The organism is Vibrio galatheae, from assembly GCF_000967545.1.
In the GTDB taxonomy this organism is placed as follows: Bacteria; Pseudomonadota; Gammaproteobacteria; order Enterobacterales; family Vibrionaceae; genus Vibrio; species Vibrio galatheae.
This window is the reverse complement of sequence record NZ_JXXV01000018.1, coordinates 323,876-341,594: the sequence shown is the minus strand read 5'-3', so window position 1 is coordinate 341,594 and position 17,719 is coordinate 323,876. Positions and strand designations below refer to the sequence as shown.

At 41.2% G+C, this 17,719-nt stretch carries 16 protein-coding genes and 1 pseudogene; 11 read left to right on the top strand and 6 right to left on the bottom strand.

Annotated features, from left to right (window positions below; genetic code table 11):
• Window position 1: 1 nt before the first annotated feature.
• Complete coding sequence (locus TW81_RS12325) at window positions 2-265, top strand: hypothetical protein (protein ID WP_156980954.1); 264 nt, start codon at window positions 2-4, stop codon at window positions 263-265.
• Between the two features lie 37 nt (window positions 266-302).
• On the opposite strand, the gene TW81_RS12320 is transcribed toward TW81_RS12325, so the two are convergent.
• Window positions 303-1,481, bottom strand: a complete 1,179-nt coding sequence (locus tag TW81_RS12320; protein ID WP_045956003.1) for an MFS transporter — start codon at window positions 1,479-1,481, stop codon at window positions 303-305.
• 126 nt (window positions 1,482-1,607) lie between these two features.
• On the opposite strand from TW81_RS12320, the gene TW81_RS12315 reads away from it, so the two are divergent.
• The 4 genes from TW81_RS12315 to TW81_RS12300 all read left to right on the top strand — a co-directional run bounded on the left by TW81_RS12315 (window position 1,608) and on the right by TW81_RS12300 (window position 4,345).
• Window positions 1,608-2,489, top strand: coding sequence for a LysR family transcriptional regulator (locus TW81_RS12315; protein ID WP_045956002.1), 882 nt, complete (start codon window positions 1,608-1,610; stop codon window positions 2,487-2,489).
• Between the two features lie 35 nt (window positions 2,490-2,524).
• Window positions 2,525-2,845, top strand: coding sequence for a heavy metal-binding domain-containing protein (locus tag TW81_RS12310; RefSeq protein ID WP_045956001.1), 321 nt, complete (start codon window positions 2,525-2,527; stop codon window positions 2,843-2,845).
• 66 nt (window positions 2,846-2,911) lie between these two features.
• Window positions 2,912-3,370 carry a YaiI/YqxD family protein gene (locus TW81_RS12305; RefSeq protein ID WP_045956000.1) on the top strand — a complete coding sequence of 153 codons (459 nt, stop codon included), beginning with the start codon at window positions 2,912-2,914 and terminating at the stop codon, window positions 3,368-3,370.
• A 9-nt stretch (window positions 3,371-3,379) separates the two neighbouring features.
• Window positions 3,380-4,345: a LysR family transcriptional regulator gene (locus tag TW81_RS12300; RefSeq protein WP_045955999.1), complete on the top strand. Its 966-nt coding sequence runs from the start codon at window positions 3,380-3,382 to the stop codon at window positions 4,343-4,345.
• On the opposite strand, the gene TW81_RS12295 is transcribed toward TW81_RS12300, so the two are convergent.
• From TW81_RS12295 to TW81_RS12285, 3 genes are read right to left on the bottom strand one after another with little or no spacing between them, the layout of a single operon-like run.
• Complete coding sequence (locus TW81_RS12295) at window positions 4,329-5,720, bottom strand: vWA domain-containing protein (protein WP_045955998.1); 1,392 nt, start codon at window positions 5,718-5,720, stop codon at window positions 4,329-4,331. The two genes, TW81_RS12300 and TW81_RS12295, sit on opposite strands and share 17 nt — an antisense overlap.
• 11 nt (window positions 5,721-5,731) lie before the next feature.
• Window positions 5,732-6,268, bottom strand: a complete 537-nt coding sequence (locus tag TW81_RS12290) for a TadE/TadG family type IV pilus assembly protein (RefSeq protein WP_045955997.1) — start codon at window positions 6,266-6,268, stop codon at window positions 5,732-5,734.
• Between the two features lie 9 nt (window positions 6,269-6,277).
• On the bottom strand, window positions 6,278-6,796 hold the full coding sequence (locus TW81_RS12285) for a TadE/TadG family type IV pilus assembly protein (protein WP_084715888.1): 519 nt from the start codon (window positions 6,794-6,796) through the stop codon (window positions 6,278-6,280).
• A gap of 239 nt (window positions 6,797-7,035) precedes the next feature.
• On the opposite strand from TW81_RS12285, the gene TW81_RS12280 reads away from it, so the two are divergent.
• From TW81_RS12280 to TW81_RS12255, 6 genes are all read left to right on the top strand, one after another.
• Window positions 7,036-7,275 carry an HP1242/YdcH family protein gene (locus tag TW81_RS12280; RefSeq protein ID WP_045955996.1) on the top strand — a complete coding sequence of 80 codons (240 nt, stop codon included), beginning with the start codon at window positions 7,036-7,038 and terminating at the stop codon, window positions 7,273-7,275.
• 411 nt (window positions 7,276-7,686) lie between these two features.
• Window positions 7,687-8,703, top strand: coding sequence for an OmpA family protein (locus TW81_RS12275; protein WP_045955995.1), 1,017 nt, complete (start codon window positions 7,687-7,689; stop codon window positions 8,701-8,703).
• 736 nt (window positions 8,704-9,439) lie between these two features.
• A complete protein-coding gene (locus tag TW81_RS12270; RefSeq protein ID WP_045955994.1) occupies window positions 9,440-10,351 on the top strand; it encodes a helix-turn-helix domain-containing protein in 912 nt (303 codons plus the stop codon).
• 1,065 nt (window positions 10,352-11,416) lie between these two features.
• Window positions 11,417-11,959 (top strand): fimbrial protein, encoded by a 543-nt coding sequence (locus TW81_RS12265; RefSeq protein WP_045955993.1) that lies wholly within the window; start codon window positions 11,417-11,419, stop codon window positions 11,957-11,959.
• 87 nt (window positions 11,960-12,046) lie between these two features.
• Window positions 12,047-12,757, top strand: a complete 711-nt coding sequence (locus TW81_RS12260) for a fimbria/pilus periplasmic chaperone (RefSeq protein WP_045955992.1) — start codon at window positions 12,047-12,049, stop codon at window positions 12,755-12,757.
• A gap of 38 nt (window positions 12,758-12,795) precedes the next feature.
• On the top strand, window positions 12,796-15,342 hold the full coding sequence (locus TW81_RS12255) for a fimbria/pilus outer membrane usher protein (protein ID WP_084715884.1): 2,547 nt from the start codon (window positions 12,796-12,798) through the stop codon (window positions 15,340-15,342).
• Between the two features lie 73 nt (window positions 15,343-15,415).
• On the opposite strand, the pseudogene TW81_RS12250 reads toward TW81_RS12255, so the two are convergent.
• Window positions 15,416-16,134 (bottom strand): annotated as a pseudogene (locus tag TW81_RS12250) (integrase core domain-containing protein); the annotation flags it as partial.
• Between the two features lie 235 nt (window positions 16,135-16,369).
• Entirely contained in the window at window positions 16,370-17,302 is a 933-nt protein-coding gene (locus TW81_RS12245) for a fimbrial protein (protein ID WP_156980952.1), read from the bottom strand.
• Between the last annotated feature and the right edge of the window lie 417 nt (window positions 17,303-17,719).

Sequence of the window (17,719 nt, the reverse complement as noted above, 5' to 3'; positions counted from 1 at the left end):
CATGAGTCTATTTAAACGGATTAAGGTTGCGTTAAGCGACGCATTAGATTTTCAATCTCGAGTGTGGGTAGTGAGTGTGTCCGCTGGTGAGCATAAAGGGGAATCTTATATTGTTAACGAAGATAGCTTCCTTGAACCAATGCAGTGGATGAAACGCAAAGGGTACTCACTCGCGATGATTGAGCAAATCGACAAGATGCAACGATCTCAAATAGAAGAGTTCGACCTAACACACGTCAAGCATCGCTTGATGCGAGTGAAATGATCATCAGCCCCTATTTAGGGGCTGCTTTATACTCAAACTAGGCTTGTTGAGTAAGTAATGTACGTTTATCCAATGCACCGCTAAGCCGTGTAAGCATTAAAGCTGCCAAGACGATGACGGCACCAATCCAAGGCGTGTTCATTAGCCCCGACTGTTCAACGATGACACCTCCTCCCCAAGAACCCAGTGCGATGCCAACATTAAACGCCGCGATGTTCAAACCAGATGCGACATCAACAGCATCGGGTGCATACTTTTGTGCCAGATTAACCACATAGACTTGCAGTCCTGGGACATTACCAAACGCAAACGCACCCCATACCAGAATAGTAAGCACTGCTGCGATTGAATGGTAAGCAGTCAAATTGAAAATCATTAGAACAAGAGCTAGACCAATAAAGATCACTGTTAACGCTTTGATTGGTCCCATTTTATCAGCCATCTTGCCACCCCAGATGTTTCCGATAGCAACTGACACACCATAAACCAGCATGATCAAGCCAATCGCACTTGAGTTAAATCCGGATACTTGCTGCAAAATAGGGGCTAAGAAAGTAAAAGCCGTGAATGTGCCGCCGTAACCCAAAGCTGTAATGGCATAGACAAGTAACAATCTTGGCTGAGTCAGGACTTTTATTTGTGCCGATAGCTTAGCCGCTGGTGGCTGTTTTAAGTCTTTTGGCACCAGAATGGCACTGCCGATAAGCGCGATTAACCCCAGTACGGCAACGATAAGGAAGGTTGCTTGCCAGCCAAAACTTTGCCCAATGTAAGTCCCTAATGGTACACCTGTTACCAAAGCAACCGTTAGGCCAGTAAACATAATCGCAATCGCACTGGCGGCTTTATCTTTCGCGACCAAGCCAGTAGCAATTGTTGAACCAATTGAGAAAAATACCCCGTGAGCAAGACCTGTCAATAAACGTGCAACCACCAGCGTATTATAGCCGGGTGCTTGCCAAGCCAGCAGGTTGCCTAAAACGAATAGACTCATCACCGCTAGAAGGACTTTCTTACGCGGCCATTGACCCGTTAGCGCGGTTAAAACGGGAGCGCCGATGGCAACGCCTAAGGCATACAAACTGACCAGAAAACCTGCAGAAGGCAGTGAGACGGATAGGTCTGCGGCCATCGTCGGTATCAGTCCAACGATAACAAATTCGGTTGTGCCGATAGCAAAGGCACTTAAGGTTAATGCGAGTAGAGCAATTGGCATGGTGGATTCCATTAATAGTGTTATTGATGGCATGAATTATTGAAGATTAGTTATTTGCGAAAAATAGTGCTTTTATCAAATAACTTTTGCTATAAATGACAATAATGAACTTTTGGGAGACGTTAGATGCGTACGCGTTCAGATGATTTAGCGATTCTGCTCACGGTGGTCGATTGTGGAGGATTTTCCGCCGCGGCTGAAGTATTAGATATTCAAGTAGCAAGGGTATCGAGAGCCGTCGGCAAAGTAGAGAAGCAGCTCGGTGTCTCGATACTTAATCGCACCACACGCCGTGTAGAGTTAACGCTGGAAGGTAAACAGTTTGTGGATTCTGTGCGCCATGGACTCGACATTATCAAGCAGGCTGAAGAAGATCTTGTCACGCGTGGTGAGCTACCCAAAGGGCACTTACGTGTTGATGCTGCAAGTCCATTTGTTTTCCATCAGCTTGTACCGCTGATCAACGAGTTCCAGCAAACTTATCCAGAGATTGAATTAGTGCTCACATCCAATGAGGGCTTTGTTGATTTGCTCGAGCATCGAACTGATGTGGCGATCCGGATCGGTCGGCTCAAAGATTCGACTTTGCACGCCAGAACGCTGGGGAAAAGTCCACTACATATTGTTGCCTCACCAGACTACTTAGCAAAACATGGCGTGCCGAAATCGGTCAGTGATTTAATGCAGCATCAAATAATCGCCTTTACTGCGCCAAAAGTATTGAACCAATGGCCGCTTAAAGGGTTCCAAGCTCTTAAACCCTTTATCTCGTCTGGAAATGGTGAGGCGATACGTCAGTTGGCACTCACTTCTAATGGGATTGCTTGTTTATCGGGGTTCATGGTGCAAGAAGATCTAAATTTAGGTCGCTTAGTCTCTGTGTTAGAGCACGAAAAACTGCGCAACACAGAGCGTGAATTGGTCAATGCTGTGTATTACAAATCATCGAAAGTGGCACGGCGTATTTCAGCTTTTATTGACTTTATCCAGCCTCGGCTGACGTTATAGAAACACAGATTCAGACCATAATTAAGGAGCAAGTTATGATTAAAACAACCACATCGATTGTGGAAGGACGTCCGGTTCAAGATTACTTGGGCGTGGTGGTTGGCGAAGCGATTTTAGGCGCTAATATCTTTAAAGATATATTTGGTGCGATTCGCGATGTGGTCGGCGGCCGCTCTGGTGCGTATGAACGTGAAATGGGCAGAGCGCGTGAAATTGCATTTGAAGAGATGGAAGCAAAAGCGCGCGACCTTGGCGCAGATGGCATTGTTGGTATCGACATCGATTACGAAGTGATCGGTAGTGGTGGTAGCATGATGATGGTTAGCGTTAGTGGCACTGCGGTTAAATTTAAATAACGCTACTAAGTGTTGGTCAATTGCGGTCTAATAATGGTTGTAGACCGCAATGAGGAAACAAACATAATGAAAATTTGGGTAGATGCGGACGCGTGTCCTGTTGTAGTACGAGACATTTTGTTTCGGGCATCTGAGCGTACTGGGGTAGAAGTGACGTTAGTTGCTAACCAGTACATCCGCACACCAGCCTCACCAAAAGTAACCATGTTGCAAGTTCAAGCTGGTTTCGATGTGGCAGATAACGAAATTGTTAAACGCTGCCAAGTGGGCGACTTGGTCATTACCAGTGATATCCCACTCGCCGATGAAATCATTACCAAGGGCGGCCATGCACTGAGCTCTCGCGGTGAAATGTTTACCAAAGAGAATATTAAATCGAGACTTAATATCCGTGATTTCATGGAAACCATGCGCAGCAGCGGTATTCAAACAGGTGGCCCAGCTCCTTTGAGTCAGGCGGATCGTCAGCAATTTGCCAACCATCTTGATAAGTGGTTAGTACAATGGCAACGAGCGCAAAAGTAAGGTTATCGTATGGCGTTAGTGAGTCAGCTTTCTCTATTTATTGATGTTGTCCAGCAAGGCTCGTTCACCAAAGCGGCCGCATTACATGACATGGATAACTCCTCGCTATCGAAACAAATAAAAAAGCTAGAATCAGATTTAGGCGTTCAGCTCCTCAATCGCTCGACACGTTCATTTTCACTGACCCCAGCAGGGACAGAGATTCTCGAACAAGCACACAATCTTGTCGGCACACTCAGCCACGTTCAATCTATTGCGGATTCGTATCACGCTGAGCCCAAGGGAAGAATTAGAATCACCGCCCCTTACCATATCGGGCAAAACTTCCTTCGTCCGGTGATTAGACAGTTTATGCTGGCGTATCCAGATGTGGAAATCGAATTGCTACTGGATGATAAACGCTCTGATATTATCTCGGATCATTTCGATGTGGCTTTTCGCTTGGGGCGATTGGATGACTCCAGCTTAATTGCGAAGAAAATTGCCGATATCCGCGCCGTGATTCTCGCCTCAGAGAGCTTCATTCAGAAATACGGTGAGCCCAAGACACCAGAAGAGCTGGTTCAACTGCCATCGGTGGTGTACAGCAATCGTTCGTTGACCGTCGATACAATTCGTCTTAGTGAGCGGCCCGGTTCGAGTCATATTGTCAATTACAAAATGCGAGGTAAGTTAAAAGTGAACGATGTGCAAACCTTACTCGCATCAGTTCAAGATGGGCTCGGATATGTCACGATTTCTTCGTCCAATTTGAACCAGCCTATCAAAGCGCTAGGGCTAAAACCGCTACTTACTGATCATACTTTGTGTAACAAAGGGTTAGCGCTTTATGCACTCTATCCACACCGTAAACAAACCGCATTGGTGCGTGAATTTATCCATGCGGTACAAACCTATATTGGAACGCCACCCATATGGGAGAAACATATATGTGGATTTAGTCAGATGTACGTACCCGTTATAGCGTCAGCCTGATAATGACATTCAGCATTTCATCAAAACAAGGGCCTAATGCTTGTTCGTCTTCAGCGTGGCAATAGACACCTTCAAGTTGATCGGCGTGATAGTCATCAGCTAAGTCCGCATCATCTAGTAGTTTTGGGTCATTTGCCATCCGGAGCAGAAGATCTTCCCCTAATTCATTGTCTGGTCCGGCGGCTGACGTCAATGCAGAACCAAGACCTAAGGTGAAGACATAAATTCCCTCATTTCGTGCCGCTTCAGCCATATCTTCGACTAAGTTTCGCGCAACACGGTTGATGCGAGTGAATAGATCATTGGCAGAATTCGATGCAGGGCTATATTGATACACTGGGCGATATGGGTGATCTGGGTTTAACACTTTAAATTCGGTCGCATCTGCGTTGTGTGGTGTGTAGTAATCTGGTAACGATGCAATGCGATCATCGATATTACTTCCCTGATATCCAGATCCTGAAAGCTGGGTTGCGATTGCATTATGGCGCCATAACCCTCTAGGTGTACCGCTAGGGTCGTCACTTGAACGAATTGAACCCGTGTAGTTGGTACTAGTGCTGGTAAAGTCGAACTCCGACGAAAAAGTATTTGGGGCCCCATCGGTAAAAAATACGATCACTTTTAGATTTGCGGGGTTGTCTACGTTGCGAATTGAGTCAAGGGCAAGATAAAAACCTTCGGAAGCATTTGTGTATTGTGGGTTAGACCAGCTACCAAAATTAAACGCATCTATCGCAGACGTTATATCGCTTCGTACGTGCCCTCTACTAGACTGAAACGCAACTGGAACTTCCCCACCATAGGCATATTTGACTAGAGCAACACGATCGAAGTTTTCATTGAAGTTTGATATGAAGTCTTTTGAGCGTTCGATGACATCTTCAGTGACATCTCCAATTGAGCCCAACCTTAGAGATGTTGTGTTGTCCACGACCAAAACAAGATCGACAGGACGTCGTACTGTCTGGGCTGTTGCGTTGAGGTTGAGAGTACTGTAGCCAAACACACCCAAAAAAGTGGTGTTCACTTGGGCAGAGGCTGAGACATCAATTGAAACATTACCGAATTCATCATAGCCAAAAGAGAGTGTTGGGCTTACCGTGGTACTTTCATGGTAACCGTTAGGAAGGTTGGCAGTGAACATCTTGGCGGCGGCGGATCGAGCTGCGTCCTCTCCTTCAGATACAGCCCTAGCTGCCGCGATACCCGCAGCGTCAACCGCAGTAAATAGTTTTGCCTTGACTAAATACGCTCGCCCTGAATCAATCGCAAGCCCCGTTGCCAAAATTAAAAAAGGCGCGGCAATCACCGAAATAAGAGCAACCAGGCCTTTGTTTTTTTTCATTTGGCTAAATCGATGTTTGATAGTCATAATGAGTCCCCTTACAGGTAAGTAATGTCACTCATAATAAAGCTACTCGTGATGAAGAAGCTTGATAATGGCACGTATTGATAGTGTACTTCGACGACGTAAACTGATTCATTTGGATCGAGTGAAATAGGAAAATCATCAAGGGTCGGCGGGGGCGAATCAATGTCGCATTGATTGTCTGTCCAACTCGCGCACTCTTCCCACGTAGAGCTAGTATGGACAAGACCAGAGTCACTCCAACGATATTGTTCATTTACGTAAGGGTCGTCATCTTCTTGACCAGTAACCAAGGTAATATACATGATGCCATCGCTCTCGAGATCAAGAGTGCCGGTTGTTTTTGAAACTAATGTCATGATGTCGTCTGGCTCGGTAGAGCTGGTTCTCGAGACTAGGTTTGCACCTTCGCGAGTGACACCAATCAGAATACTGCTCGCTTGAAGATACTGTGTCACCTCAATAATGCCACCAATTAACAGCACCATAAATGGCGTTATTAGCGTCATTTCCACGGCGGCAAAGCCAGTTTGGCGATTCATCTGTTTCATCGCATGCCTCTAAAATGATTCGTTTTTCATCGCAGTGCTTACGGTAAAGGTGTAATTTCCCCCCTCTATAAATGGATAGATGAGCGGACTAGAAACTGGCCACTCGCAATCTAAGTGAATCGCGATGATCTCCCCTGATGCTCCGAAGCCGTTAACGACATTTCCATCGACGTCTTCAACTCGCAAATCTTGATCAATATTCATGACTTTGTCTAAGTAGCCATTGGAAGCCGTTTCAATCATTTGTTTCACAGCGGCGTTTCGGTCTCCTTTGCCATCAGGATCTAAGTCTGCACGACCAGTTACTGCGTACCTAGCCCCTTCACGAACCGCATTTTGCATAGTGAGTTTCACGTAGTTGTATATTGAAAGATCAACGATAGTGAAAAATATAGAGAAGAACACAGCAGCGACCAAGCTGAACTCGATAATCGCCGTGCCTGCCTGCTGTCGAAGGGAGGAATTTGGTGATAGTGACTTACCGAGGAGGCGCACTCTTGTAGTCTGATGCTCAATTGAATTTAACATAAAACACCTCGTTTTCATCTCGACGAAAGCGTTCAGCCCATACACAAGTATAGTCCGTAACTGATAGAAGTGTGATTTATATAAATCGGTGCATCTCTAACATTAGCTGGGGAACTGATTAGCATGACTTAGCCACATTAGTTTAGTTGCGAGTAAGTGCGTTAGAGCACACCTTGTTAGAAAAATAATTGCTATGGTTAAAAAGTGTACAAACAAAACTCAACGATGGAGGAGTAGCAATGCTCGGTGAAGATCACTCTCTACTTAAGGAATTTCCACAATACAAAGATGCAATTCTTGCCCTGGCAGAAACCAACGATGATTTCGCCACTATGATGCGAGACTACAATTCATTAGACAAAGAAATCCGCAAACTCGAAATGCGAGACTCGCCGATTAGCGACGGTGAAATGCATCAAATGAAGCATGACCGAGCAGAGATGAAAGACGCTCTCCACAGTTGGGCGCGATCGTTTTAATATTGATTTTCCATCAATTCCTATAGCCAAAAAGCGCCGTTGGGCGCTTTTGACGTCTATGCAGTAGAGGTTTTACGTTAAAGATATTGAGCGATAATGGTATTTAAGTCATCGACTGTGTTGGCGTAAATCATTCTATTTGACATGTACACCATTTTGTAATTTGAGCCGCTATAAGAACTTATGTTCAAGATTTATTTTTATCAAAGTATCAAGAGTAGTCATCGCCATATCAGTCACTCAGTACGGCAGCCAGTTATGTCATGAGCTTAGCATTTTATTAAAATAGAAAAAAACACATGCTATTTTATATCCTTAGAGAAGCAGTAACATGCTGGCGCTAGTGAAAAATAAATGATTTTTAGGTTTCAATTTTTGAGACTTTGCTTTTGGCTTCATTTGGGAGTGTGTATGAATAGAAAAACATTTTTTATCTTAAGTGCTATGTTTTTTTTACCTCCAGCATTTGCAGAAGATACGACGCCCGTATCAGTCGAAAATAACTCTGATTTAGGCGCATATATAGGTGCCCGAGCGGGTTATAACAGAATTGAACATAACTGCACTCCAGACTTTTCTAGTTGTGATGATTCGGATGCGGGCTTTGGCCTCTTTACTGGCTACAATTTTAATTCTTGGTTTGCGTTAGAGCTAGCAGCCACTGATTACCAAGATTACAAAACCATGTTAAATCAAAGGCCAGTACAATATGATGTTGAAGGGTATGATATTACCATGAAGCTAACAGCGCCTATTACTAAAAGCGTTGCGGGCTACGTAAGATTAGGTGGTAGTCGACTCGATATTGATAGAGTTGCCGACTTTGAAATGCCAGACGAGAGTGGTTGGACTCCGATGGCCGCACTAGGAATGGAATATCGATTAGCTCCAATGGTGTCGTTGCGTGCTGAATATCAATATTTGGATGATGTGGCAGGTAACCAAAGCCATTTTAGTTCTTTAGGTATTAGTTATCACTTTGGCAAAACTATGACTACGAAAGCAGTAGAGTCAATAGAACCTATCGAAACTGAATTGCTGGTTGTAGAGAAACCAAAAATCAAAGCTGAGCCAGTAGTACTACCTCAATTACCTGTGCTGTATTTTGAATTTGATAGTGCAACACTAAGCGAAGAAAATAAGAATAAGTTAGAACAGGTTGTTAAGTTTACAACTGAGTACCCTGAAACACATATCTGGGTGAGTGGCTTTACTGATCAGATAGGCGCAGATGCTTATAATAAGCGATTGTCACAGAGACGTGCTGATGCTGTTGCTGATTATTTAGTGTTGCGCGGTGTGCAGAATGTTAATGCTCAAGGTAAAGGCAAGTTTGTATCTACAAGCCGCCAGATTAAGAGTAAGGATATGCGCCAGGTCATTGTAATTTTGACTGAGGGTTCAGAGTCCAGACCAAGTGCTTGGTAGGTAAAATAAATTTGGAGTAACTAGTTAGAGGTGGGTATTAAGTTTGGCTATTGATAGGCTGTATAATCAAGAAACTTATTTCTGGTTTAAGAGCTTAATTACTTAACATAGCTAATGTGAGCATGGATGCTCAATTTTAACTTGTATATTTTCCAACATACTTTTGATGATTACTTCTCTAGTTTTTGCTCAGAATGACGGTGTGTCGATGAATTCCAGTGCAAATAACGATTCCTTTACTAATATATATCTAATCCTAAGTTCTCATACCTAAGTTACCCAGTGCAGTTGGATTTAGCTATCGCACTCTATGTTCTATACCTTGAATTTTTGTCCAACTAAGAATTTTCGTATTCTTAAAGTGCCTCGTTAATGGTGTTTAAATGATACGCCAAACCTAGACTTGTTATTGTAACAAGCATATGGGGTGTTAGATAATTATACTTCCAGACTAATCTGTATTCCTATTAAATAATTCAGCTTAATCCATATCCCTATAAAGTGGTAATATATCACTATTCTATAGTCAAATAGTGTTTTTTCCTTTTCAGTCTCTGGTTATTTTGTTCTAATACACATATATATACTTTTTGTATGGTTATTATTGTTGCTGTTTTTTATGGTTATCTGTGCTCATTTATTGTACATGTGATAACCAGTAACTAAAATAGAAGTAAGTTTAGTACTTCTCACCAGAGTTACAGCACAAGTTGAATTTTCTAAAGGAGTAAGATGCATGTTTGGAAGTTTGATAAAACGTTATCGTGAAGAGGTGGGCTGTACGCAGGCTGAGTTGGTCAGTCGTATCCAAGGCATAGAGAAATCCTTTGAATCATTAGATGAAATTACATTGTCACGCTGGGAAAATGGTCGAACACAACCCACACGTAAAAAACAAATTTTGTTATTAATTTATTTCGGATACTTGAAAGAGTTTAACAGTATTTATGGGGACGAAGCATCTAGATTTGGTAGGTTTGATAAAATAGTTGGAAAAAGATTTAGAGATAATTTTTCATTAAGTGACAGCCCTTACGTAGATTCATCAAAAAAAATACTAGTTAAGTACTATTCATATATTCCTGAAGAACGTGTTTGGTTTTATCTTGATTATGTTCAAAATATACATAAAATTAATACTGACTTGGATGAGTTTAAAAGTTTGGTGACTAAGACTAATAGTACAAATCTTTACGAATTTTATTCTGAAGATGGAAGAATGTTAGGGCATTTCTTATATTTTATTGTTGACTCTGAGATTATTCAAAATAAATTATCAGAAAAGATAAAGACTGATTATGTATTTGATAGGGACAGTTCCTTATACGTTCTAACTTGCTATTCATCTTCAAAAGACGTTTTTATGTTTCATAATAAAATTGTACTTGATGCATTGGTTGAATCCGAGATTACACCTAAATATATTTATGTTAAATGCTTTTTTTCGGAGTTGATTAATTTTTATGAAGGACTAGGAGGTGTAGTTGTTGTAAAAGGTCCCAGTGGTGAAGTGGGTATAAAATACCAAACTGGTAAATATCAGTGGCTATTATATAAGGTTGATGTTATTGAAATGTTGAGTTCAAAAATTTTCTATGTGGATGAAAATATCATTAATGATAAATTTTCAATTGAATATAACATCTAGACCTTAGTTTAATTTTAATTTTAATTTACTATATTATGTGTTTAATTTATAAACGTGTTCTTTACAAGGCCATAGTTTTGGCTATTCTAGATTGAGTTTCTTACTTGTTATATCATCCATTTTATCATTCAACGCATGGTTGTGAGATTCAATATATAAATCACTACGTTCGGTCAATTATCATCTTGTTATATAGACTAAACGACAATGGATGAAAATATTTTTACGTCAAATTATTCTCAGGATCTTCCTCACAGTTTAGGGGGTATCTAGTAATACAGCTCGTATTTACCTAGTTTTTATATAAACTCACAGTCTCTCCTCAATCGCCTAATGCTGTTAGCTAAATTTTTCCAGCAATAAGTGGGTATAGATAATCTCAAGGTTTCAATCAAGCGTAATTTTTCCCCGCTTCATCATTGAAAATTGACTGAAGATCAATGCAATTTACCCACTTCTCTTCTTACGTGAGCATTTGTTTACTCATGATAGAGGTATGGCGACGAAATCCAAATTCGAAGATGTCTGCTTGGCTTATTTAATGTGTCTCTGCCGTGGTAGATAGAAGCTCTTTGCTCACTATTGTAAGCTCCATAAGGCAATGGTTGCGATCTCTGAATGTAGCCTATTTCTAATGCCATGCGACCTAACGGAAATCGTTCCGTTTTTATAATCAACGTATTGAGTTCTTAACCGAAGCTGCATCCACCTTGTTTGAGTGTCATTATTTGAGGTTTTATTGATCTATGTCAATTAACGACTGCAATATTTTTAAAGCTAACCATGTTTTTATGCATGAAAGCCACTGTTTTTTCCAGGGGCATTGCCGTGCAGTTAGTGTTACCTTTATTAAACTTATTATAAATCAGTTGCTTACACTGATCTGTCTTTAGGGGGTAATTGAAGTTTGTGTCAATAGCAGAAACTGTTTCGAATGATTTTCAAAAGATATGTTGTGAGTTCTATATATTCTTAAAATGAACGAACAATCAATAAGCAAGGAACTAACGATGTGACGATAAATATTTTCGCATCAACTAGTTAAAATATAGAGAGTAGAAAACTATGAAAAAGACCGTTTCGTTATCAGCTATTGCAGCACTATCACTCATTGCATTAAATGCACAAGCAGCAAGTGTTGGTACTATTACATTCAACGGAGAGGTAACAGCTTCTACATGTAACGTTACTGTAGACAGCCAAGCGGCGGACGCTACAGTTCAGCTACCAACAGTAAGTACAAATTTACTTGGTGCAGCGGGTGAAACTGCTGGTGCAACTGCATTTAACGTGTCTTTATCAGGCTGTATGAGTTCATTAGACACGGCAACTATGTTCTTTGAGGCTGGTTCTTCAGTTGATTTAGTTACAGGACGCTTAAATAACACTAGCGGTAGCGCAAGTAATGTAAGCCTACAGCTACGTGATGGTTTAGCGCCTACTACAGTAATTAAAGCGGGTAGTGCCGAACAGTTAAATGATAACACGTATGCTAATATTCAATCAGGTTCTGCTGACCTACCATACATTGTTGAATATTACGCTGACGATGCAGCGACTGCTGGTACGGTTGTAAGTAATGTAACTTATTCTATTCAATATAAATAATTTCACTCTATTGTGATAAATGCGGGTAGGGCATATAGCTCTCCCGCTCTTTTTGTTTCTAAAAGTTTAATGTTTGTAGGAGCTACAATGTCGTTTGCGCGTTATTTGTTTTTTTCTTTGATTTGTTTTACTAGTTTTTCGACACTAGCGGGGGTGGTCATCAGTAATACAAGAGTGATTTATCCAGAACAAGCAAAGGAAGTAACGGTAAAATTGAGCAATATGGGTGAGAGTCCGGTGTTAATTCAAAGTTGGATTGATAATGGTGACGTTGAAGCAAATCCTGCATCCATTCAAGTGCCTTTTACTTTGACACCGCCAATAAATCGCGTGGATGCTGAAAAAGGGCAAACGCTACGTCTTGCTTACACGGGGTCTGATCTATCCAAAACTCAAGAAACGGTATTTTGGTTAAATGTTTTGGAAGTTCCAGCCAAAAATAAATCTATGACAGATAAAAATTACTTGCAAATGGCGTTTCGTACCCGAATTAAATTGTTTTTCAGGCCTGAAGGTTTAGCCGGAACATTATCTCAAGCCGCAAATAACCTTACGTGGAAAAGCTCTGGTACAGGAGTAGTAGTAAATAATTCGTCGGCATATCATGTTTCTTTATCAAAAATTAATGTCGTTGTTAATGGAAAAAATTATAGTACAGAAGGTTCAATGATCACACCAAACGGATCAAAAGCATTTACTTTTAGTGAGCTAAACAAAGTCCCTCGTAATAGCAAAATTATAATCAGATATATCAATGACTATGGAGCGGTAAAGCAGGTTGAATCCGTAATAAAGTAACGTTGTTCGTGTTGTAAGTTTTTTAATGTAGGTGCAGTATGAATATTCGTAATATTAATATTCTCTATAACCGTAAAGGTATTCAGGTTTTGTCATTTTCTAAAGTTAAATCTTTAGCTGTGTGTGTAATCTTGGCGCTATATGGCCAAACCTCCTATGCTACAGCGGAAGATGTTGAATTTGATCCTGCATTTTTGAAACTTAGTAACAATAACAGTGTCGATTTAAGTCGCTTTTCTGCTGGGGCAAATGCCTTGCCTGGCACTTATCCATCAAGTGTTTTTGTGAATAATCAATTAATAAAAACGGCCAATGTAACGATCAAGTCAGACGAAAGTAACGCCACTTGGCCATGTATAACAAAAAATATCATCAAAAACATTTCTTTTGATTATACGCGTCTTTCCGCACAATTCACTGCCAGCCTTTCTGATGTAGAAGAATGCATTGATGTGGCAGGATTGATCCCAGGTTCAAGTGTTAGTTATGACAGTAATGAGTCACGTTTGGATATTCAAATCCCCCAATTATATATGAAGCGTGAAGCACGTGGCTCAGTTAGCCCTGAATTATGGAGTGATGGGGTTCCTGCGTTTATGGTGAATTATAATGTCAATACATATAGCAGTCATTCATATGGGGAAGACTATCAGTCTACTTTTGCGAGTATTTCGACAGGGGTGAATATTGACGACTGGTACTTTCGTCAAAGCGGTACCATCAGTTGGGCGGATAGTGGTGTTCCCGAATACTCGGGCACTAACGCCTATATTCAAAGAGATATTACACCTTGGCAGGGACGCGTAACCATTGGACAGACTAATACATCAGGAAAGTTGTTTGATACATTGCCGTTTACTGGTGTCACTTTCAATACAGATGAACGTATGCTACCTGATTCACAGCGTGGTTACGCTCCAGAGATTCATGGAATAGCAAAAACTACCGCTCGCGTAACAGTGAAACAAAATGATAGGGTTATTTATGAGACTACGGTAAGTCCAGGTGAATTTCTAATTGATGATCTTTATCCGACAGGATTTGGTGGGAACTTGGAGGTCTCAGTGTTAGAGTCAGATGGCTCTGAGCAGCATTTTTTGGTTCCTTATTCATCAATGGCACAGTTATTAAGGCCTGGCAGTCATAGTTTTTCAGCTACCGTGGGTGAGTATCGCGATAGTAACTTGCAAGAAGCCCCTATGTTTTTTGAAGGCAGCTATCAAAGAGGTCTAACCAACTCTCTAACAGGCTACGCAGGTATTCAAGCGAACCAAGATTATTATGCTCTGCAAGCGGGTACTGCAATTGGTACCCCAATCGGTGCCTTTTCTGTAGACGTGACACATGCACGAACCGTGTTGCCAAGTGGACTGGATGCTGAAGTCGGCCAGAGTTACCAATTCCGCTTTAGTAAAAATATAACCGAAACCGGAAGTGACCTGTCGCTTGCTGCATATCGTTTCTCAACCGATGGTTACATGGACTTTCAAACGGCGATGAGAACACGAGATCAAATCTTACTTGGCAACGATGCTAGCAACGTCAATCGAGCTAAAAGTCGATTTGTATTGACAGCTAGCCAGCGTTTACCGCGTGGGTGGGGGCAATTTTATATTAGTAGTTCTGCCGAAAATTATTGGCAAGAATCGGGAAGATTTGAACAATACCAGGCTGGTTATAACAATCGCTACCAAGCTTTGACTTGGGGGGTCAGTGTTAACCGTAGTGAAGATGCTCATGGTGTCGCGCAAAATAATTTTCAACTGACGTTTAGCATGCCTTTAGGTCAAGCTGACTCTGGAACCGTACCACAGCTAAGAGCCACTCTAAATCGCGACACTCAAGGAACGGAACGTCAGCAAGTTAATATTTCGGATACAATTGGCGACAGCAATCAGTTTAGCTATGGCGTTACTGTAAACAATAGTAATCGCTCTGCCACGAGTGGTGATGTCAACTTGGGTTACCTTACGCCAGTAAGTAATTTAAATATGAACTATAGTGTCGGTGAGGACTATCAAAGCACAAGTGTAAGAGCTTCTGGTTCAGTGATTGTCCACTCAGGTGGTTTAACTATGTCTCCATATACGGGTAATACTTTTGCTTTGGTGAAAGCTGAGGGTGCAGAAGGTGCGAGAGTCTCTGGTTATTCTGGGATTCAGATTGATAGTAATAATTACGCAATTGTACCGTATTTGAATCCGTATCAAATGAACGAAATTTCTATTGATCCTTCGATGATGTCGAATAAGGTAGAATTACTAAATACTTCAGATAAAGTCTCGCCTAAAGCTGGTGCTGTGGTGTTAATTGAATACGAAACCAATAAAGGTACACCAATTCTGATTGACAGCATGGTGCAAGGAGTACCGGTTCCATTCGGTGCCACGGTATTTGATAGCGAGGGACAAATGGTGGGTAGTGTTGGTCAAGGAGGACAAATCTATGCGAGGGTATCAACGACAACAGGAAGGTTAAAGGTATCGTGGGGACAAACTGAGGCTGAACAATGTCAGTTGAACTACGCACTGACAGGAAAAGAACAAGCAGCAATTCCACGGTTTACAACAGAATGTAACCTTTAATTCGTATAATTTTAAGCGCGATAATGCAGAATATGTATTATCGCGTTTTTTATTTAGGTAGTAATAAATTGTACTAATTCAGACCTGATCTGACAGTTATCCACTTTTCGACTAGATTCTTTTCAGCCCAGATTGACTTCCCATCTTCTAATATTTCTATCGGCGTTCTGCCGCAGCACATTTTTCCTCGATGAGTACGATGATTGTTGTAGTAGTCTATCCATTCGTCCATATTTTTCTGCAACTCTTCCATTCAACAATACATCTTCTTTCTGAAGGTGACTTGGTAGAATTCATTCAATATAGTCTTGTGGAAGAGTTCGCAGATACCATTTGTCTGTGGTGACATCGCTTTAGTTTTAGTGTGATGGATATCATTGATGGCTAAGCAACACTGACAATCATGCAGAACGACTCGACCACAGTATTCGGTTCCTTGGTCGGTTAAGATTCGTCGCATAGTTAGTGCATGTGTTTCGCAGAAAGGCAGAACTTTTATCTGCTAGTTATTGGCGTTTTGTCGTATAGAGCTTAGCGAAGGCGACTTTGCTGTAAGTATCAACGAACGTTTGCTGATTGATACGTCCAACACCATTCAAGTTACCAACATAGAACGTATCTTGAGTGCCGAGATAACTAGGGTGTGCCGTTTCTATCTCACCACAAACTTAATCATAATGCTTTACGCTCTAGGGTAGCTACATGTTCATCTGTTAAGATTATGCCGTTTTCTGCGACCTGTTTTTCTAGTGCAATAACTCGTTTCTTGAGGTTTTCTAGGTCATTGTGAAGCTAGGTTGAGAAGCCCTGCTGTGTGTTTGATGATTGGATTGCTAGTATGAAGCATGAGAGTTACCTCTTATTGTCTTTGATTAGTGATTAAGTACTTTTAATCAAAGTGGGTAACTCTCTTCTTTTAAAATTGAAGGCTCAGATCTAGTCTGAACTAATACAGCTAATGATTATGGTTTGAGTTGTATAAACAGTAACTCTATTTGGTGACGTACTGAAAATATTGTTTACTCGCTCATAGATAATCTATGTTGACCAGTACTCCTGAATTTGCAGATCCGGCTTGTGCTTCCTCTTGGTATCTATAATAGCGAGCCGCTAATGGTATTTTAAAAGATGAATCAGTTGGTGGAGTAATCGTGAATATTTCACTACCATCCCATATCAGTTCCGGATTCAGCGGATTTGCTTGCAGGTTAGATGGACTTGCACCAATTTGTATCCCTATACCTTGTGCTGAACTAGCATCATTTTGCAAATGTATTACGTTATCCGTAACGCCATATATTGGCTGAAATGTAACTTCAAGTAGGTTTGGGTTCTTTGAATCGCCTTGGGCAATATCACTGCTATCGTAAATTGTCTGCCTATTCGCGTCACCATGGTAACCTGAAAAGGTGGGGCAATTTTGTAGTACAAATGATGAGTCTACCCATTCTGTGTAAGAACCAACATTTGTTAGTTCAACATCAAGCGAATGACTACCTAAATTAACATTCACATCTGGGGTTGTACAAGTACCGGTGCTAAAGCTAAGTGTTCCATTATAGTTAGTTCTATATAATTCCATGGGCAAACCTGTATACCCAGCTTTATCGGCTACTCTCCAAGCAACAGTCGGAATCAAAGATGCATCGACTACGGAGCCACTTGCTATGTCACCAGTTTTTACCAGCGATACACTAAAATTTCCTCGCATTGCTAAAGTGCCGGCTGAATCTACTATTGAAGTATAAGTTGTGGGGGACGTCGATAGCATAAATCTAGGGCCGCCAGCGATGTGCACCCATACAACAAAGCCTATCCCCGCAACATTGCTTGGATAAACCGGTCCGGTCCCTAGCTCCGTATTCATTATGGTTGGTGGTCCATTCAGTTCAGAGGTTACATAGACCTCGGTGTTAAGATCAAAATCCCCATCACAATAGATACCAAAAAAGTTTGTCATTTGAGTTCCCGCTTTATATATGATAGCGCCATTGGGAATTTCGGGGCCAATAAATGAATCTCCAGTGTTCAGTGTAATAGATCTGTACTGGGGCGTACTATACGCTGGCTGACAGTTTACATCAGCCCAAGCCTTACTTAGGGAAAGGCCTAGAATTAATGTATATAAGAGTAATCGATGCATAATTGAATGATACTTAATAGGTTTTTGATATTTAAGGTATATGAAGGCTATGACGTTTTATTGTTGCAGGTGAGAAGACAAATTTATTGAGTCTAATCAATAAAGCTTTTGAGTCTGCGTTTATAAGTTTCTTACTTTAAAATATCAGTTTTAGCACAGGAGCACATTAGCATTAACCAAAAAAACAAACGCTAAAATGCTATTGATTCTGACTGCTGTAGGTGCGAAGTTGCA